The following is a 14,509-nucleotide window of genomic DNA, read 5'->3' on the forward strand; positions in this document are numbered from 1 at the left end:
CATGTCCGACCTGCTCATCCTGCCCGGCGACGGGATCGGTCCGGAAGTCGTGGCGCAGGTCCGCCGCGTCGCCCATGCCCTGACCCCCGACCTCCAGATCGGCGAGCGGCTGTTCGGCGGCGCCTCCTATGACGAACACGGCACACCCCTGACCGAAGAAGCGCTCGCCGCCGCCAAGGCGTCCAAGGCGGTGCTGATGGGCGCGGTCGGCGGGCCGAAATGGGCCAATGTTCCCCGCGACAAACGCCCCGAGGCCGGCCTGCTGGCCCTGCGCGCCGGCATGGAGGTGTTCGCCAACCTGCGCCCGGCCCTGTGCTTCAACGCCCTCGCCGACGCCTCCAGCCTCAAGCGCGAGGTGGTCGAGGGGCTGGACTTCATGATCGTCCGCGAGCTGACCGGCGGCATCTATTTCGGTTCGCCGCGCTATATCGAGGACCTGGCCGAAGGCGGCCAGCGCGCCGTCGACACCCAGGTCTATACGACCGCCGAGATCGAGCGCGTCGCCCGGGTGGCCTTTGAACTGGCCCGTGGTCGCCGCAACAAGGTGACATCGGCCGAGAAGTCCAATGTGATGGATTCCGGCCTGCTCTGGCGCCAGGTGGTCACCGCCCTGCATGCGCGCGACTATGCCGATGTCGAGCTGGAACACATCCTGGCCGACAACGCCGCCATGCAGATCGTCAAGAACCCCAAGCAGTTCGACGTCATGGTCACCGACAATCTGTTCGGCGACATCCTGTCGGATATTTCCGCCCAGCTGACCGGCTCGCTCGGCATGTTGCCCTCGGCGGCGCTCGGCGCGGCGGGAAAGCCCGGTCTCTACGAACCGATCCATGGCTCGGCGCCGGACATCGCGGGGCAAGGCGTGGCCAATCCGCTGGCCGCCATCCTGTCCTTCGAGATGGCCCTGCGCTGGTCGCTGGATCGGTCGGAGGCCGCCGACCGGCTCTATGCGGCGGTGGTCACGGCGCTGGACGCCGGCGCCCGCACCCGCGACCTGGGTGGGACCCTGACCACGGTCCAGATGGGCGATGCGGTGCTGGCCGCCCTGTAGCGCCGCCGTCTCGACTCAACCTGAAGGCGCGCTATAGTCACCCTCGCCGACAAGGCGGCGGAGGGCTGAACGTGACTCCTGAAAACCGCGCGGCGGTGATGACCTCGCTGATCGCCGCGGCCTCGGCCGTGGTGGGCGCCCTGGGCGGGGCCTATCTCAAGGGCAATACCGACGTCGCCCTCGCCGAGCGCAAGTTCTACTCCGACCTGGTCCTGAAGGCGCTGGAGTCGCCCTCGCCGGAAGAGCGGGTCAAGACCCTGCAGATGCTGACCAAGACCCACCTGATCAAGGATAAGGAGGTCAGCGAGGGGGTCGAGGCCTATGCCAAGGAGGCCAGCGCCAATCCAGGGATCGTGCCTCAGGTCAAGCCGACCACCGCCGTCGCGTCCGCCCCGCCGCCGCCGAGCGAGGGGACCCGGGTCTATCTGCTGTCCGGGACCGCCGCGCGCGCCGAGGACTTCACGGTGCTGAAGGCCGAGTTGTCCGCAGCCCATGTCCAGTTGCTGGGCGCCAAGACCATCGTCGACGCTGGCCGCCAGGACGGGCCTGAGATTCGCTATTTCTTCGCCGACGACGCCAATACCGCCAAGGCGATCCTCGAGCACGTCAACTTCGCGCTCAAGGGCCGCACCTTCACCGTGAAGCAGTACCAGGACAGCCAGGTCCGGCCCGGCTATGTCGAGGTCTGGCTGGGGCGATAGAGCATCTCCCGAAGAGTGTGACGCACGTTTCCGATCCGGAAATACTCTAACTCTTTGATTTAGAGCCGGTCAGACCCGCCGATACTCCATCACCGAGCCGTCCTTCAGCCGACCCTTGAGCGCCAGCCACGATCCGTCGGCGTCGTACCAGTCGTCGATCTCGGCCTCGCCGCGCACCGACCACAGCGTCGCGGCTGTCCGCCCGCCGGGCGCCGCGAGGCCGTCGGGCCGGCGGCGCGCGGTCACCTGCAGCATCTTGCCCTCCTGTGGATTGAACAGCGGGCCGGCCAGGGCCTGGGGGTTCCAATGGGTGAAGGGCGAAGCGCCGACCGGGGCCTGGACGCGGGTCTTGGCGGTCTGGATCAGCACCCCGCCGGCCTGGCGCTCGGCCTCGACCTTCTGGGCCTTGCCATTGGCGTCGGTGGTGGTCTCCAGGCTGGCGAAGTGGCCCGCCTGCCAGCGTTCCACGGCGTGGTGGCGATAGCGATAGACCGGCACGGGGCCGAGCCTGACCAGCATCTGCACCTCGGTGGTGACCAGGGGCGCCGCCGGATCGCCGGCGAAGCTCATCTGATGTTCGCCGATGTGGGCGCCGTTGCGATAGACCCCGAACACCAGCCGGCGCGGGGCGGTCGCCCAGGCGACGATCGGCGTTCCCAGCGCCAGGCCGATGCCGATCAAGGCGCGGCGGGACAGACCGTCCAGGGGTTGGGGCATCGCGGACCTCCGTCGAACGGGACCCTGGGGATACGCGCGAACCGGGAGGCGGGATGCATGGGCCGCCTCAGAGCCTCAGCCGCCAGGTCTCCCCCACCAGCGGAACCCCGATGGTCATGTGCGGCGTCTGGTCGATCAGCTCGAAGCCGGCGGCGGCGTAGACGCCCCGGGCCGCGGTCAGGATCGACTGGGTCCAGAGACTGACCTCGTCATATCCGCAAGCCCGGGCGAAGGCGACACACTGGGCCACCAGCCGCTTGCCCAGGCCCAGTCCCCGGGCCGAGGGCTCGATCAGCAGCAGGCGCAGCTTGGCCTGGCCCGGCCGGTCGCCCTGGACCAGGAACACCGAGCCCAGCCGCGCGCCCTCACGCTCGGCGATCCAGCAGTGCTCGCGCGCCGGCTCGAGGCGCTCGACGAAGTCGGCGCAGATCCGGGCGACCAGGGCCTCGAACCGCTCATCCCAGCCATAGTCGCGGGCATAGAGGGTGGCGTGGCGTTCGGTCACCCAGCCCATGTCGCCCACCCGATGCGACCGCAGTCGGATGTCGCCTGGGGCCGGGGCGCCGAGCAGGGTCTCGATCTCGCCCATGGCGGCGGTGAGACGCGCGCGCTGGTCGGACGCCAGCGTCCCGATCATGGCCTCGACGGCGCCTTCAGCGACCCGGCGCAGATGCTCATAGGCGGCCCAGCCCGGGTCCGTGAGGCTGAGGGTCCAGCTGCGCCCGTCCTCGGCTGAGCGGACGCGGGCGATCAGGGCCTTGCCCTCGAAGCGCTTGAGAATGCGGCTGAGATATCCGGCGTCCAGGCCGGTGCGCAGGGCCAGGAGGCCGGGGGTCAGGTTCGGGCCCGCCTGGGCGATCTCATAGAGCACCCGCCCCTCCGCCAGGCCGAAGGGCTCGCCCAGGTGGGCCTCATCCAGGGCGCCGATCTGGCGGGTGTAGAAGCGGTTGAAGCGCCGGATGGCGGCGACGGGTTCGGGCGGGATTTCGGGCATGGCGCGTCGCCTCCGCGCTCAGGAAACACCCATATAATTGACTAAGTCAATTAACTCGTGGCGACCATCGCGGCGTGGACGGCGACCACGGCCCGGGCCACGTCGTCGGCGTCCGTGCGCCAGTTGCTGACGCTCACCCGCATGCAGCGGCGCCCGCGCCAGGTCACCCCGCCGAACAGCGCCTCGCCCGAGGCGTTGATCGCGGCGATCACCGCGTCGGTGCGCCGGTCGTGATCGGCCTCCGAAGCGCCGGGTCCCGCCGCCAGGAACCGCACCAGCCCTTGATTGAGGCTGGAGCCGGAGATTTTCTCCGCCCCCTCAAGCGCGCCGACCCCGTCGATCAGGGCCTGGGCGTGATCGCAGGTGCGGTCGACCAGGTCGGCCAGACCGGAGCGCCCCAGCTGGCGCAGGGCGGCATAGACCGGGAAGCCCCGGGCGCGGCGCGACAGTTCCGGGTTCCAGTCGATCGGGTCGCGCGCCACCCCGCCGCCGGCGGGCAGATAGCTGGTGGCGATGGTCATGGCGGCGCGATGGGCCTCGGCGTCGCGGACGAAGGCCAGGCCGCTGTCATAGGGCACGTTCAGATATTTGTGGCCGTCCGTGCTCCAGGAATCGGCCAGCTCAATGCCGCCGGCCAGGGCGCGGCGCGTCGGGCTCGCCTTGGCCCAGAGGCCAAAAGCGCCGTCCACATGCACCCAGGCCCCGGCCGCCTTGGCGATGGGCACGAGGTCGCCGAACGGGTCGAAGGCGGCGCAGTTCAGCTCTCCGGCCTGCAGGATGACGATGGTCGGGCTATCGCCCTCGGCCAGGGCGGCGCGCAGGACCTCCGGCGAGACCCGGCCGTCGGCGTCCAGCGCCAGCGGCCGCAGGGCGTCGACCCCCAGGCCCAGGATGCGCAGGGCGACGTCGACCGAGCCATGGCGATCGGCATTGGCCAGCACCCGGATCGGCGGGCCGCCGGCCAGGCCCCTGCGCTCCACGTCCCAGCCCCGGTCGCGCAACACGGCGTGGCGGGCGGCGGCCAGGCAGGTGACATGGGCCATCTGGCAGCCGGTGACGAAGGCGAAGCTGGCTTCGGCAGGCAGGTCGAACAGGTCCTTCAGCCAGGCGCCGGCCACCTCCTCGGCCACGGCGGCGGCGGGACCGGAGGCGTGCAGGCAGGCGTTCTGATCCCAGACCGAGGTCAGCCAGTCGGCGCCGATGGCGGCCGGAACCCCACCGCCGATCACCCAGCCGAAGAACCGACCGCCCTGGGATCCGTGCAGCCCGCCGGCCACGTCGGCGACCAGGTCGTCGATCACCTGGGGGGCGGCCAGGGGACGCGCGCCGAGCGGGCGGCCGAGGGCGCCGCGTAGCGCCTCAAGTGTGGCCCGGGGGGCGACCGGCGCTGTGCCCAGATCCTCCAGATAGGCAAGCGCATGGTCGAAGGCCCGCTGCAGGGCGGGACGGTCGGGAATGGCATTGGACATGGTCGGCCCCGAGGTGACTGGCATGTCAGGAAGTCAGGCCCCGTCGGCCCAAGTCAATCGGGGTCGTCGCGGAAATCGGCCGTCGCTCAGCTGTCGGACTTCGCCAGGCTGGGGTCGAGCTTCAGGGCCCGGGCCCGGTCGACCTCGGCGGCGGCCTTGTCGCCCAGGGCCGCCTGCACCTGGCTGCGGCTCCAGAACGCCATGGCCAGTTCCGGGTCGAGCGCTATGGCCGCATCCAACACCTCCAGCGCCCGGGCGTGGTCGCCCAATCGGCGGAAGCCCTCGCCCTTCAGCGCCATGGCCTCAGCGTCCTTCGGATTCAGGGCAAGCGCCGCGTTGAGATCGCGGATCGCCCGGTCATTGTGATCCTGGCCCATCAGGGCGAAGGCCCGGTTGTAATAGGCGTCGGCATATTTGGGATCGAGGGCGATCGCCTTGTCATATTCGGCGATTCCCGCGTCCAGCTCGCCGCGATTCACCGCCAGCAGGCCGCGGGCGCTAAACACGAAGGCGGCCTTGGGTTCGGCCTTAGCGGCCGCGTCGAGGTCTGCCTGCGCGCCGGCCCCGTCCTTCAGCGCGGCCCGGGTATTGGCGCGGCCGACCAGCAGGTGGGCGTCGGCGGGGGCGAGCGCCAGGCCCTGGTCATAGGACCTGAGCGCCTCGCGAAGCCGGTTCTGGCCGGCCAGCAGATCGCCGCGTTCCTGCCAGGCCTGGGCCGATTTCGGATCGTCCTTCACGGCCCGGTCATAGGCCTTGAGCGCGCTGGCCACATCGCCCGTCGCCGCCCAGGCCTCGCCGGCATAGAGGAACTCGCCGGCTCGCTCATAGGCGGGTGCGGCCTGGGCCCAATCGCTGGCGTCGGTGTAGATTGCGGCGCGCAGATCCCAGGCGTCGGGGTCGTCGGGGGCCAGTTTGAGGGTCCGATCCGCAGCCTCGACGGCGGCGGCGTGATCGTTCAGTTCGCGCGCCTCGCGTCCGATCGCATACCAGACGCCCGAGGAATCCGGATTCAGCTCCACCGCCTTGCGATAGTCCTCCATCGCGCCCTTGTGGTCGTTGGTGGCGCTGCGATGCAGTCCGCGCTGGTAGATTGAATTGAACTTCGGCGTCAGACTGATCGCGCGCTCGTCGTCGGCCAGGGCGTTCTTGAAGTCACCTTGCGCCGCGCGGACCTTGCCGCGCAGCAGCAGGGCGTCGACGTCGTCGGCGTCGAGCGCGAGGGCGGCGGCGGCCTCGGCCTGGGCGAGTTCGGCGCGATCCGTGTCCAGATAGAGTTCGCCCAGGGAATTGTGGGCGAGGCCGCTCTTGGGGTCTCGCTTCACAAGGTCTTCTAGCACGGCGATGGCCTCGGGAATCTTGTTTTGCGCGCGCAGCACGAGGGCGCGGATGAACAGCCCCGAGCCGTCCTGCGGCGACAGCTTGAACAGCCGATCGGCGGTCGCCAGGGCGCCGGCCTGATCCCCCATATCGACCTGCAGATAGCCGAGACCATAGAGCGCGATCTGATCGGCCGGATCGGCCTTCAGGGCGGCCTTGAAGTCGGCCAAGGCCTCGCTGTCCCGGCCGAGCGCCCGATAGACCTCGCCGCGCCGGTGCAGAATGTAGCCGTCGTTCGGCGCTACCCGGTGGGCCCGCTCGAGGTAGGGAAGGGCCTCATCCCAGCGGCCAGCCTCCGAGCTCCATTCGGCCCGCTTGGCGAGGGCGTCGGTGTTGTCGGGCGCCACGGCCACGGCCTTGTCAAAGGCCTCTCGGGCGCTTTCGGGCGGGGCGCCGGACCTCTGCAGGACAACGCCGAGGTTCAGCAGGGCGCGGAGGGCGCGCGGCTGCTGCGCCAGGGCCAAGCGAAGATCGGCGAGCGCGGGGGCGTATTGCCGTTGCATCTGCAAACCCTCGGCCCGCATCACCAGGGCCAGCACATCATTGGGAGCGAGCTGGAGGGCGGCGGTCGCGTCGACGACCGCCTCCTTGGGGCGGTCCAGGGCGAGAAGGGCGTCAGCCCGCAGGCCCAGCGCCTTGACCCGCTGCTCGGCGGAGAGGCCAGGGTCCGAGACCGCGTCGCCGCAGGCGGCGACCGTCTCGGCAGGCGGTCGATCGGGCGTGACGCAGGCCTCCATCGCCGGCCTGGCCATAGCCGGAAGGGGCGCGAACAGCAGCAATAAGGCCGCGAGCGGCCAGGCGCGGGTCATCGGACGATCTCCTCGGGGCCAGGCATGACAATGACTTGCAGGGGGGCGCGGCTCAGCCAGCGGGCGGCGGCGGCGCGGACTTCGTCCAACCCGATCTCCGTGGTCAGGCGCGGATTTTCGGCGAAGTCCTTCACCCTGCGCGGGTCGCGGCTCGATCCGGCCAGGATGGCGGCCCAGGTCTCGTTGGTCTGGCGGCGGGAGGCCATGCCGCTCAGCTGAGGTTGGCGGGCGGCGTCCAGCTCGGCGGCGCTGATCTCGCCCCGGGCGAGGCGCGCGGCGACCGCCAGGGTCTCGGCCCGCACGATCTCCACGTCGGCGGGATAGGTCTCGACCTCTGCGGTCAGACCGCCCTGGTCGCCCGCGTCGGGAACATAGGCCGAGACGTCCGGGGAGTAGGTCTTACCCAGCCGGTCGCGGGCGGCGTGGGTCAGGGCGTCGCTGAACACGTCGGCCAACAGATCGACCACGGCTTCCTCCCGGCGGCTCTGTGGCGTGCCGACGAACAGCGGCCAGGTCAGGCTGACCTCGGCCCGGTCGCCAGGGCCCTGATGGCGCAACTGCAGGGGCGCGGGCAGCGCATCGCCATAGCGCAGGAAGACGACGTCAGGGCGCTCCCGGGCGCGCTCGACCCGGGGCGGCAAGGCGCCGAACGTGGCGGCGACCAGGTCCGTGGCGGTCTTTTCGTCCACGTCGCCGACCAGGGTGACCTCCAGAGGCGCCTCGGTCAGTGGGCCACGATACAGCCGCGCGACGTCCGCCGCGTCCATGGAATCCAGCTGCCTGCGGGGCGGCGGGGCCTGACCCGAGCCGGGCGCCAGCAGCGCATAGGGGGCGGTGGAGGCCAGGACCGAGGGATCGGTCCGATAGGTGCGATAGGCGTCGTCGATGACGGCGTGGATGCGCGCGTCGATCTGCGGCCTGAAGCCCGGGTCGCTGACATAGGCGGTCATCACCTGCAACTGGGTCTTCAGATTGCTGGTCAGCGGCGCGGCTGACAGCATGAAGGCCCGATCGCGCACGTCGAGCTGGAACGCCCAGTCGAGCGGCGCCAGGGCGGCTTCGATTTCGCGGTAGGACTGCCGCCCCAACCCGCCGACCAGGATCAGGTCGGAAGCGACCCGGGCCTTGAACAGATCGCCGGGCGAGATCTCGCGGCGGCCGGCGCCGAAGGTCACCCGGACCTCGACCGAGTCCTTGGCGAAGCCGGTGGACTTGAGGTTCAGCACCACCCCGTTGCGGAAGGTGATCCGCGTGAAGTCCGGCGCGGTGAGGGTCTCCCGCCGCGCGATCCGCCCGACCGGACCAAAGTTCTCATAGGCCCATTTCGGCGTGGGCGGATCGGCGAAGGGGGCGAGCGGAGGCGCGGCCTCGGCCTGGCGCCAGGCGCTCAGCAGGGCCTCGCGCCCTGGCGGCGCCTCGCCCTGGGCGTCGATCAGCGGGCCGGCCCCGGTCCAGTCATGATCGATGGCCAGGCGCACGTCCTGGGGCGTGACGTCCTCGACCTCCATCCCGTAGGCCCGCAGCAGCTGGCGGGGTTCGACAAAGGCCTGGCGGCCCAGCTGGGTGTTGACGATCTCGTCGGCGAGATCCGGAGCGGTCTCGGTGGAGACCACCGAGATGGCGCCTCTCAGGCTGGCGCGCCGCCGTTCCAGGGCGGCTTCCAGCTCCAGCTCGGTCGGCCCCTCCCGGCGCAGCCGCTGCAGCTCGGCGTCGGCCGCCGCCAGGGCCGGAGCCCAGGCGTCGCCCCTCGGCGTCACCTCCAGGCAGGCGCGCTGGGCGTCGCGGTTCCCGGCATAGAGCGAGACCTGGGCCTCCAGCAGCGCTGGGTCGTGGTCGGCGCGGTCGGCGAGGCGCGTGTTCAGGATGTCTGTCCAAAGGTCCTGCAAATCCTGCAGGCGGCGGTCGGCCAGCGCCTGGGCCCCAAACCGTTCCGGGACCCGCAGGCGACAGGCCCGCACCTGGGGCGTCAGGCCCGGATCGGCGATGGAAAGGGCGTCGAGGCCCCGGCTCAGGTCCAGGCGGCCCAGGGCCGCCCGCGCGGTCGGTGGTCCGTTCGGGGCCCAGGTCTCGAAGGCGGCCTTGATCCAGCCCTCCATGGTCTCGACCGGCAGGTCGCCGGCGACGGCGATCACTGCGGTGTCCGGGCGATACCAGCGGTCGTGAAACCGGCGCAGATCCTCGGCCCGGGCGCTGCGCAGCACCGACTCCAGCCCGATCGGCGAGCGGACTGTGGAGCGCAGGTCAGGCCCCTGGAAACGGGTCACCCGGTCCTCAGCCGACTGGTCGTTGGAATTGCGCGCCTCCTTCTCGGCCAGCACCACGCCGCGCTCGCGCTCCACCGCCTCGGGGGCGAAGACCACGCCGTCGGCCACGTCGCGCAGCCAGCGGAAGGCCAGGCCCAGCCGCGCCCCATCGCCGTCCGGCAGGTCCAACTGGTAGAGGGTCGAGAACATCTGGGTGAAGGCGTTGTGGTCGCGGCCGGCCGCCACGCCGAGACCGGCCAGGTCATGCTCCAACCGGCCTTCCTCGAAGTGGGTGGTGGCGCGAAAGGCCATGTGCTCGACGAAATGGGCCAGGCCGCGCTCGGCCTCGGTCTCCTCATAGCTGCCCACGTCGACGGCGAAGCGGATCGAGACCGCCCCTTTGGGCGTGGCGCTGCGCATCACCGCGTAGCGCAGGCCATTGGATAGGGTTCCGGACCTGAGCGCCGGGTCCTGGGGCAGGTCCGTCCCGGTGACCGCCGGCGCCTGGGCGCAGGCCGGAGGCGCTGCAGCCATGGCCCCGAAGGCCAGAATCCCCAGGGCCAGCGTCGCCGCGCCGCCCGACCGTCCCCTCCAGATCACGCCGTCCCCCTCACATTCACGCAACCCAAGGTACTCAAAACTGCGGTTTCGCCAATCTTTTTGTTCACGACCTGTTCGCGCTGTGGCATGGCGGATTGCCAAACCCAGCCGGGCGCGGCGATATCAGCCGGCGCCGCCGCGCGGGGAGCAGCACATATGGATCAGACGCCGTCCCATTGGCTGGTGAAGTCGGAACCGGTGAAATACGCCTTCGCCGACCTGGTGCGCGAGGGGCGCACGGTCTGGGACGGGGTGCGCAACAATCAGGCGGCGCTCTATCTGCGGGCCATGCGGCTGGGCGACCAGGCCTTCTTCTATCATTCCCAGGAGGGGCTCGAGGTGGTGGGGATCGCGCAGGTGGTGCGCGAGGCCTTCATCGACCCCACCGATTCCGCCGGCCGCTTCGTGGCGGTGGAGTTCGCCCCCGTCCGCCCCCTGGCCAAGCCGGTCAGCCTCGCCCGGATGAAGGCCGAGCCCGCCCTGGCCGGCATGGCCATGTTCCGCCAGTTCCGCCTCTCGGTCTGTCCGATCACCGATGAGGAATGGGATGTGATCCTGGGGATGTCGGCGGCCTAAACCTCCACCGTCATCTGGGTCTGGAGGATCAGGGCCAATAGCTTGCCCTCGGCGCTGGTGACCCTGGTCTGCCAGACGCTGGAGCGCCGGCCGATGTGCAGCGGCGTCGCCTCGCCAGTCACGGTGGTTCCGACCTTGGCCGAGCCCAGGAAGTTGGTCTTGGACTCCAGGGTCGTGGTCCGCGCTCCGGCCGGCAGGTTGAGAAAGCCGCCTATGGCGCCCAGAGCGTCGGCGAAAGCCATGAAGGCGCCCCCGTGCAATATGCCGCCGGCGGTGCAGAGGTCCTCCCGCACGACCAGCTGCCCCACCACCCGGTCCTTGGACCGCTCGGTGATCTCGACCCCCATCAGGTTCGAGAACGGCATTCCGGTGTCCTGCGCCATCACCCTGTCCTTGCTGGTCTTCCGCCGCCTCGCCTTGCGCCCAGCGCCCCATAGGCGTAACGGGACGCTCCGCTTTTCATAGGGAGAGACCCCGATGGGCTATCGCGTCGCCATCGTGGGCGCCACAGGTAATGTGGGCCGCGAGATGTTGAACATCCTCGAGGAAGTCGAATTCCCCGTCGACAAGATCCACGCCATCGCCAGCCGCAAGTCGATGGGCGTCGAGGTCTCCTTCGGCGACAAGATCATCAAGTGCCAGGACGTGGAGCAGTTCGACTTCTCCACCGTCGACCTGGTGCTGATGAGCGTGTCTGGCGAATTCTCCAAGCAGTGGGCGGCCAAGATCGGCGAGGCCGGTCCGATGGTGATCGACAACTCCTCGGCCTGGCGGATGGACCCGGACGTGCCGCTGATCGTGCCGGAGGTGAACCCCGACGACGTCGAGTGGGCCGACCGCAAGAACATCATCGCCAATCCCAACTGCTCCACCGCCCAGCTGGTGGTGGCGCTGAAGCCCCTGCACGACCGCGCGCGGATCAAGCGGGTCGTGGTCTCGACCTATCAGTCGGTCTCCGGGGCCGGCAAGGAGGGCATGGACGAGCTGTGGGACCAGACCAAGGGCGTCTTCGTGCTGGGGGCGCCGGAACCCAAGAAGTTCCCCAAGCAGATCGCCTTCAACGTCATCCCCTATATCGGCGCCTTCGACGAGGACGGGAACACCGACGAAGAAGCCAAGATGTGGAATGAAACCCACAAGATGATCGATCCCGACATCAAGCTCACCGTCACCTGCGTGCGGGTGCCGGTGATGGTCGGCCACTCGGAAGCCGTGAACATCGAGTTCCATGAGCATCTGGACGCCGACGAGGCCCGCGACCTGCTGCGCGACAGCCCCGGCCTCGTGGTCATCGATCAGCGCCACGACAAGGGCTACATGACCCCCAAGGAAGCCCAGGGCGAATTCCCGGTCTTCGTCAGCCGCATCCGCAACGACCCGACCGTCGAGCACGGCCTGAACATGTGGGTCGTGGCCGACAACCTGCGCAAGGGCGCGGCGCTGAACGCCGTCCAGATCGCCCAACTGCTGCACGAGCGCGGCCTGATCGGCCAGAAGACGCTGGCCTAACCCCGATCGTCATCGCCGGGGCTTGTCCCTGGAACGACGGGGTGGGTCACAGTGGGATTGATAGATAAAATCTATCCATAGCCCAAAAACTATCAATTTCCCCAATGCCGCAGCGCACTCTAGAAGCGGCCTCGTTTCCTCCCGAAACGCTAACCGTGAGTGCGCGATGTCCCTTATCAATACCGAAATCAAGCCGTTCAAAGCCGAAGCCTTCCAGAACGGCAAGTTCATCACGGTCAGCGACGCTGACCTGAAGGGCAAGTGGTCCGTGGTGTTCTTCTACCCGGCCGACTTCACCTTCGTCTGCCCGACCGAGCTCGAGGACCTGGCTGACAACTACGCCGAGTTCAAGAAGCTGGGCGTCGAGATCTATTCGGTCTCCACCGACACCCACTTCGCCCACAAGGCCTGGCACGACACCTCGGAAGCGGTGAAGAAGATCGAATATGTGATGGTCGGCGATCCCACGACCACCATCTCGCGCAACTTCGACGTCCTGATCGAAGACGCCGGCCTGGCCGATCGCGGCACCTTCGTGATCGACCCCGAGGGCAAGATCCAGATCGTCGAGATCACCGCCGGCGGCATCGGCCGTGACGCCCTGGAGCTGCTGCGCAAGATCAAGGCTGCCCAGTACGTCGCCTCGCACCCGGGCGAAGTCTGCCCCGCCAAGTGGCAGGAAGGCGAGAAGACCCTGGCCCCCTCGCTCGACCTGGTCGGCAAGATCTAGAGAGTCTGCCCCGCGTCGCCGTCACCCGACCCGTCTCCCCCCAGACCGGGCGGCGGCGGCGCACCCCCATGCCTTCCGTTGTTTCCGCGCCCGCTTAGGAGTCCGCCATGTTGGACCAAGGCCTGAAGTCCCAGCTCAAGACCTATCTGGAAAACCTCCGCCATCCGGTGGAGCTGGTCGCCAGCCTCGACGCCCAGCCCAAGTCGGCTGAGATGCGTGAACTGCTGGAAGACATCGTCTCGGTGTCCGACAACGTCTCGCTCCGCCTGGACGGCGACGCCGCCCGCAAACCCTCTTTCGCGATCACCACGCCGGGCGTGGCCCCGCGCATCAGCTTCGCCGGCCTGCCCATGGGCCACGAATTCACCTCCCTAGTGCTCGCCCTGCTGCAGGTCGGCGGCCATCCGCCCCGCGTCGCGCCAGAAGTCATCGCGCAGATCAAGGCGCTGGAGGGCGACTTCAGCTTCGAGACCTATTTCTCCCTGACCTGCCAGAACTGCCCCGACGTGGTGCAGGCGCTGAACCTGATGAGCGTGCTCAACCCGAACATCCGCCACGTCGCGATCGACGGCGCCCTGTTCCAGGGCGAGGTCGAGGCCCGCAAGGTCATGGCCGTCCCCACAGTCCTGTTGAACGGCGAGACCTTCGACCAGGGCCGGATGAGCGTCGAGCAGATCCTGGCCAGGCTCGACACCGGCGCCGTCGCCCGCGAGGCCGAGAAGATCGCTGCCAAGCCGGTCTTCGACGTGCTGGTGGTGGGCGGCGGCCCGGCCGGCGCGGCGGCGGCGGTCTATGCGGCGCGCAAGGGCATCGCCACCGGCCTGGCGGCCGAGCGCTTCGGCGGCCAGGTGCTCGACACCATGGCCATCGAGAACTTCATCTCCGTGCCGCACACCGAAGGCCCCAAGCTGGTCTCCGGCCTGGAGGCCCATGTCCGCGACTACGACGTCGACGTCATGAACCTGCAAAAGGCCGTGGGCTTGAAGCAGGCGGGCGGCTTGACCGAGATCGCGCTGGAGAGCGGCGCGACCCTGAAGGCCAAGACCATCATCCTGGCCCCCGGCGCCCGCTGGCGGCAGATGGGCGCGCCTGGCGAGGACCAGTACCGCAACAAGGGCGTGGCCTATTGTCCGCACTGCGATGGCCCGCTCTACAAGGGTAAGCGCGTGGCGGTGATCGGCGGCGGCAATTCCGGCGTCGAGGCGGCCATCGACCTGGCGGGCATCGTCGCCCACGTGACCCTGATCGAGTTCGACAGCCAGCTGCGGGCCGACGCCGTGCTCCAGCGCAAGCTGGGCAGCCTGAAGAACGTCACGGTCATCACCTCGGCCCTGACCACCGAGGTGCTGGGCGACGGCGAGAAGGTGGTGGGCCTGACCTGGCAGGACCGTACCGACCAGAGCCTGCACGGCCTGGAGCTGGAGGGGATCTTCGTCCAGATCGGCCTGGTCCCCAATACCGAGTGGCTGAAGGGGGCTTTGGCCCTGACCCCGCGCGGGGAGATCGAGGTCGACGCCCATGGGGCGACGTCTCTGACCGGCGTGTTCGCCGCCGGCGACGCCACCACCACCCCGTTCAAGCAGATCATCATCGCCGCCGGTGACGGGGCCAAGGCCGCGCTCTCGGCCTTCGACCACCTGATCCGCCTGGCCCCGGAAGAAGCGGAAGCCCAGGCGGCCTGAGCCAGTGTGTTCCCTCTCTCGCTCTGCGGGAGAGGGCTTTTAAGCGTG

At 69.3% G+C, this 14,509-nt stretch carries 12 protein-coding genes; 6 read left to right on the plus strand and 6 right to left on the minus strand.

The features are described 5' to 3' along the window. Position 1 precedes the first annotated feature (1 nt). Both leuB and Q7P21_RS00510 read left to right on the plus strand, forming a co-directional pair. Positions 2 to 1,054, plus strand: a complete 1,053-nt coding sequence (leuB, locus tag Q7P21_RS00505) for a 3-isopropylmalate dehydrogenase (protein WP_304165858.1) — start codon at positions 2 to 4, stop codon at positions 1,052 to 1,054. Between the two features lie 71 nt (positions 1,055 to 1,125). Next, positions 1,126 to 1,755, plus strand: a complete 630-nt coding sequence (locus Q7P21_RS00510; RefSeq protein ID WP_304165862.1) for a hypothetical protein — start codon at positions 1,126 to 1,128, stop codon at positions 1,753 to 1,755. A 69-nt stretch (positions 1,756 to 1,824) separates the two neighbouring features. Here Q7P21_RS00510 and Q7P21_RS00515 read toward each other — a convergent pair whose 3' ends face one another. From Q7P21_RS00515 to Q7P21_RS00535, 5 genes are all read right to left on the minus strand, one after another. Further along, on the minus strand, positions 1,825 to 2,472 hold the full coding sequence (locus Q7P21_RS00515; RefSeq protein WP_304175267.1) for a DUF6134 family protein: 648 nt from the start codon (positions 2,470 to 2,472) through the stop codon (positions 1,825 to 1,827). Positions 2,473 to 2,539: 67 nt separating this feature from the next. After that, positions 2,540 to 3,466: a bifunctional helix-turn-helix transcriptional regulator/GNAT family N-acetyltransferase gene (locus Q7P21_RS00520; RefSeq protein WP_304165867.1), complete on the minus strand. Its 927-nt coding sequence runs from the start codon at positions 3,464 to 3,466 to the stop codon at positions 2,540 to 2,542. A 50-nt stretch (positions 3,467 to 3,516) separates the two neighbouring features. Beyond that, a complete protein-coding gene (locus tag Q7P21_RS00525; RefSeq protein ID WP_304175269.1) occupies positions 3,517 to 4,935 on the minus strand; it encodes a pyridoxal-dependent decarboxylase in 1,419 nt (472 codons plus the stop codon). 86 nt (positions 4,936 to 5,021) lie between these two features. Further along, positions 5,022 to 7,121, minus strand: coding sequence for a tetratricopeptide repeat protein (locus Q7P21_RS00530; RefSeq protein ID WP_304175271.1), 2,100 nt, complete (start codon positions 7,119 to 7,121; stop codon positions 5,022 to 5,024). Next, positions 7,118 to 9,964: a pitrilysin family protein gene (locus Q7P21_RS00535; RefSeq protein WP_304170670.1), complete on the minus strand. Its 2,847-nt coding sequence runs from the start codon at positions 9,962 to 9,964 to the stop codon at positions 7,118 to 7,120. Before Q7P21_RS00535 ends, Q7P21_RS00530 begins: the two co-directional genes overlap by 4 nt. Before the next feature lie 156 nt (positions 9,965 to 10,120). Between Q7P21_RS00535 and Q7P21_RS00540 the strand changes: the two genes are divergently transcribed. Further along, positions 10,121 to 10,540 carry an EVE domain-containing protein gene (locus tag Q7P21_RS00540; RefSeq protein WP_304170668.1) on the plus strand — a complete coding sequence of 140 codons (420 nt, stop codon included), beginning with the start codon at positions 10,121 to 10,123 and terminating at the stop codon, positions 10,538 to 10,540. Here the strand turns inward: Q7P21_RS00540 and Q7P21_RS00545 are convergent. Then, on the minus strand, positions 10,537 to 10,923 hold the full coding sequence (locus Q7P21_RS00545; RefSeq protein ID WP_304170667.1) for a PaaI family thioesterase: 387 nt from the start codon (positions 10,921 to 10,923) through the stop codon (positions 10,537 to 10,539). The genes Q7P21_RS00540 and Q7P21_RS00545 overlap by 4 nt on opposite strands. Positions 10,924 to 11,017: 94 nt before the next feature. Here Q7P21_RS00545 and Q7P21_RS00550 point away from each other — a divergent pair, with 94 nt between their 5' ends. The 3 genes from Q7P21_RS00550 (at position 11,018) to ahpF (ending at position 14,461) form a co-directional block, all read left to right on the plus strand. After that, positions 11,018 to 12,049: an aspartate-semialdehyde dehydrogenase gene (locus tag Q7P21_RS00550; RefSeq protein ID WP_304170666.1), complete on the plus strand. Its 1,032-nt coding sequence runs from the start codon at positions 11,018 to 11,020 to the stop codon at positions 12,047 to 12,049. Positions 12,050 to 12,215: 166 nt separating this feature from the next. Next, positions 12,216 to 12,779: an alkyl hydroperoxide reductase subunit C gene (gene ahpC, locus Q7P21_RS00555; RefSeq protein WP_304170664.1), complete on the plus strand. Its 564-nt coding sequence runs from the start codon at positions 12,216 to 12,218 to the stop codon at positions 12,777 to 12,779. A gap of 107 nt (positions 12,780 to 12,886) precedes the next feature. Next, a complete protein-coding gene (gene ahpF, locus Q7P21_RS00560; RefSeq protein WP_304175274.1) occupies positions 12,887 to 14,461 on the plus strand; it encodes an alkyl hydroperoxide reductase subunit F in 1,575 nt (524 codons plus the stop codon). Positions 14,462 to 14,509: the final 48 nt, after the last annotated feature.

The sequence above is a fragment of the Phenylobacterium aquaticum genome (assembly GCF_947378715.1).
GTDB classification, from domain to species: Bacteria; Pseudomonadota; Alphaproteobacteria; order Caulobacterales; family Caulobacteraceae; genus Phenylobacterium; species Phenylobacterium aquaticum_A.

Coding starts and splice junctions, on each gene's coding strand:
- leuB (WP_304165858.1), top strand. CDS start 2: ATGTCCGACCTGCTCATCCTGCCCGGCGACGGGATCGGTCCGGAAGTC.
- Q7P21_RS00515 (WP_304175267.1), bottom strand. CDS start 2,472: ATGCCCCAACCCCTGGACGGTCTGTCCCGCCGCGCCTTGATCGGCATC.
- Q7P21_RS00520 (WP_304165867.1), bottom strand. CDS start 3,466: ATGCCCGAAATCCCGCCCGAACCCGTCGCCGCCATCCGGCGCTTCAAC.
- Q7P21_RS00525 (WP_304175269.1), bottom strand. CDS start 4,935: ATGTCCAATGCCATTCCCGACCGTCCCGCCCTGCAGCGGGCCTTCGAC.
- Q7P21_RS00530 (WP_304175271.1), bottom strand. CDS start 7,121: ATGACCCGCGCCTGGCCGCTCGCGGCCTTATTGCTGCTGTTCGCGCCC.
- Q7P21_RS00540 (WP_304170668.1), top strand. CDS start 10,121: ATGGATCAGACGCCGTCCCATTGGCTGGTGAAGTCGGAACCGGTGAAA.
- Q7P21_RS00545 (WP_304170667.1), bottom strand. CDS start 10,923: ATGGCGCAGGACACCGGAATGCCGTTCTCGAACCTGATGGGGGTCGAG.
- Q7P21_RS00550 (WP_304170666.1), top strand. CDS start 11,018: ATGGGCTATCGCGTCGCCATCGTGGGCGCCACAGGTAATGTGGGCCGC.
- ahpC (WP_304170664.1), top strand. CDS start 12,216: ATGTCCCTTATCAATACCGAAATCAAGCCGTTCAAAGCCGAAGCCTTC.
- ahpF (WP_304175274.1), top strand. CDS start 12,887: ATGTTGGACCAAGGCCTGAAGTCCCAGCTCAAGACCTATCTGGAAAAC.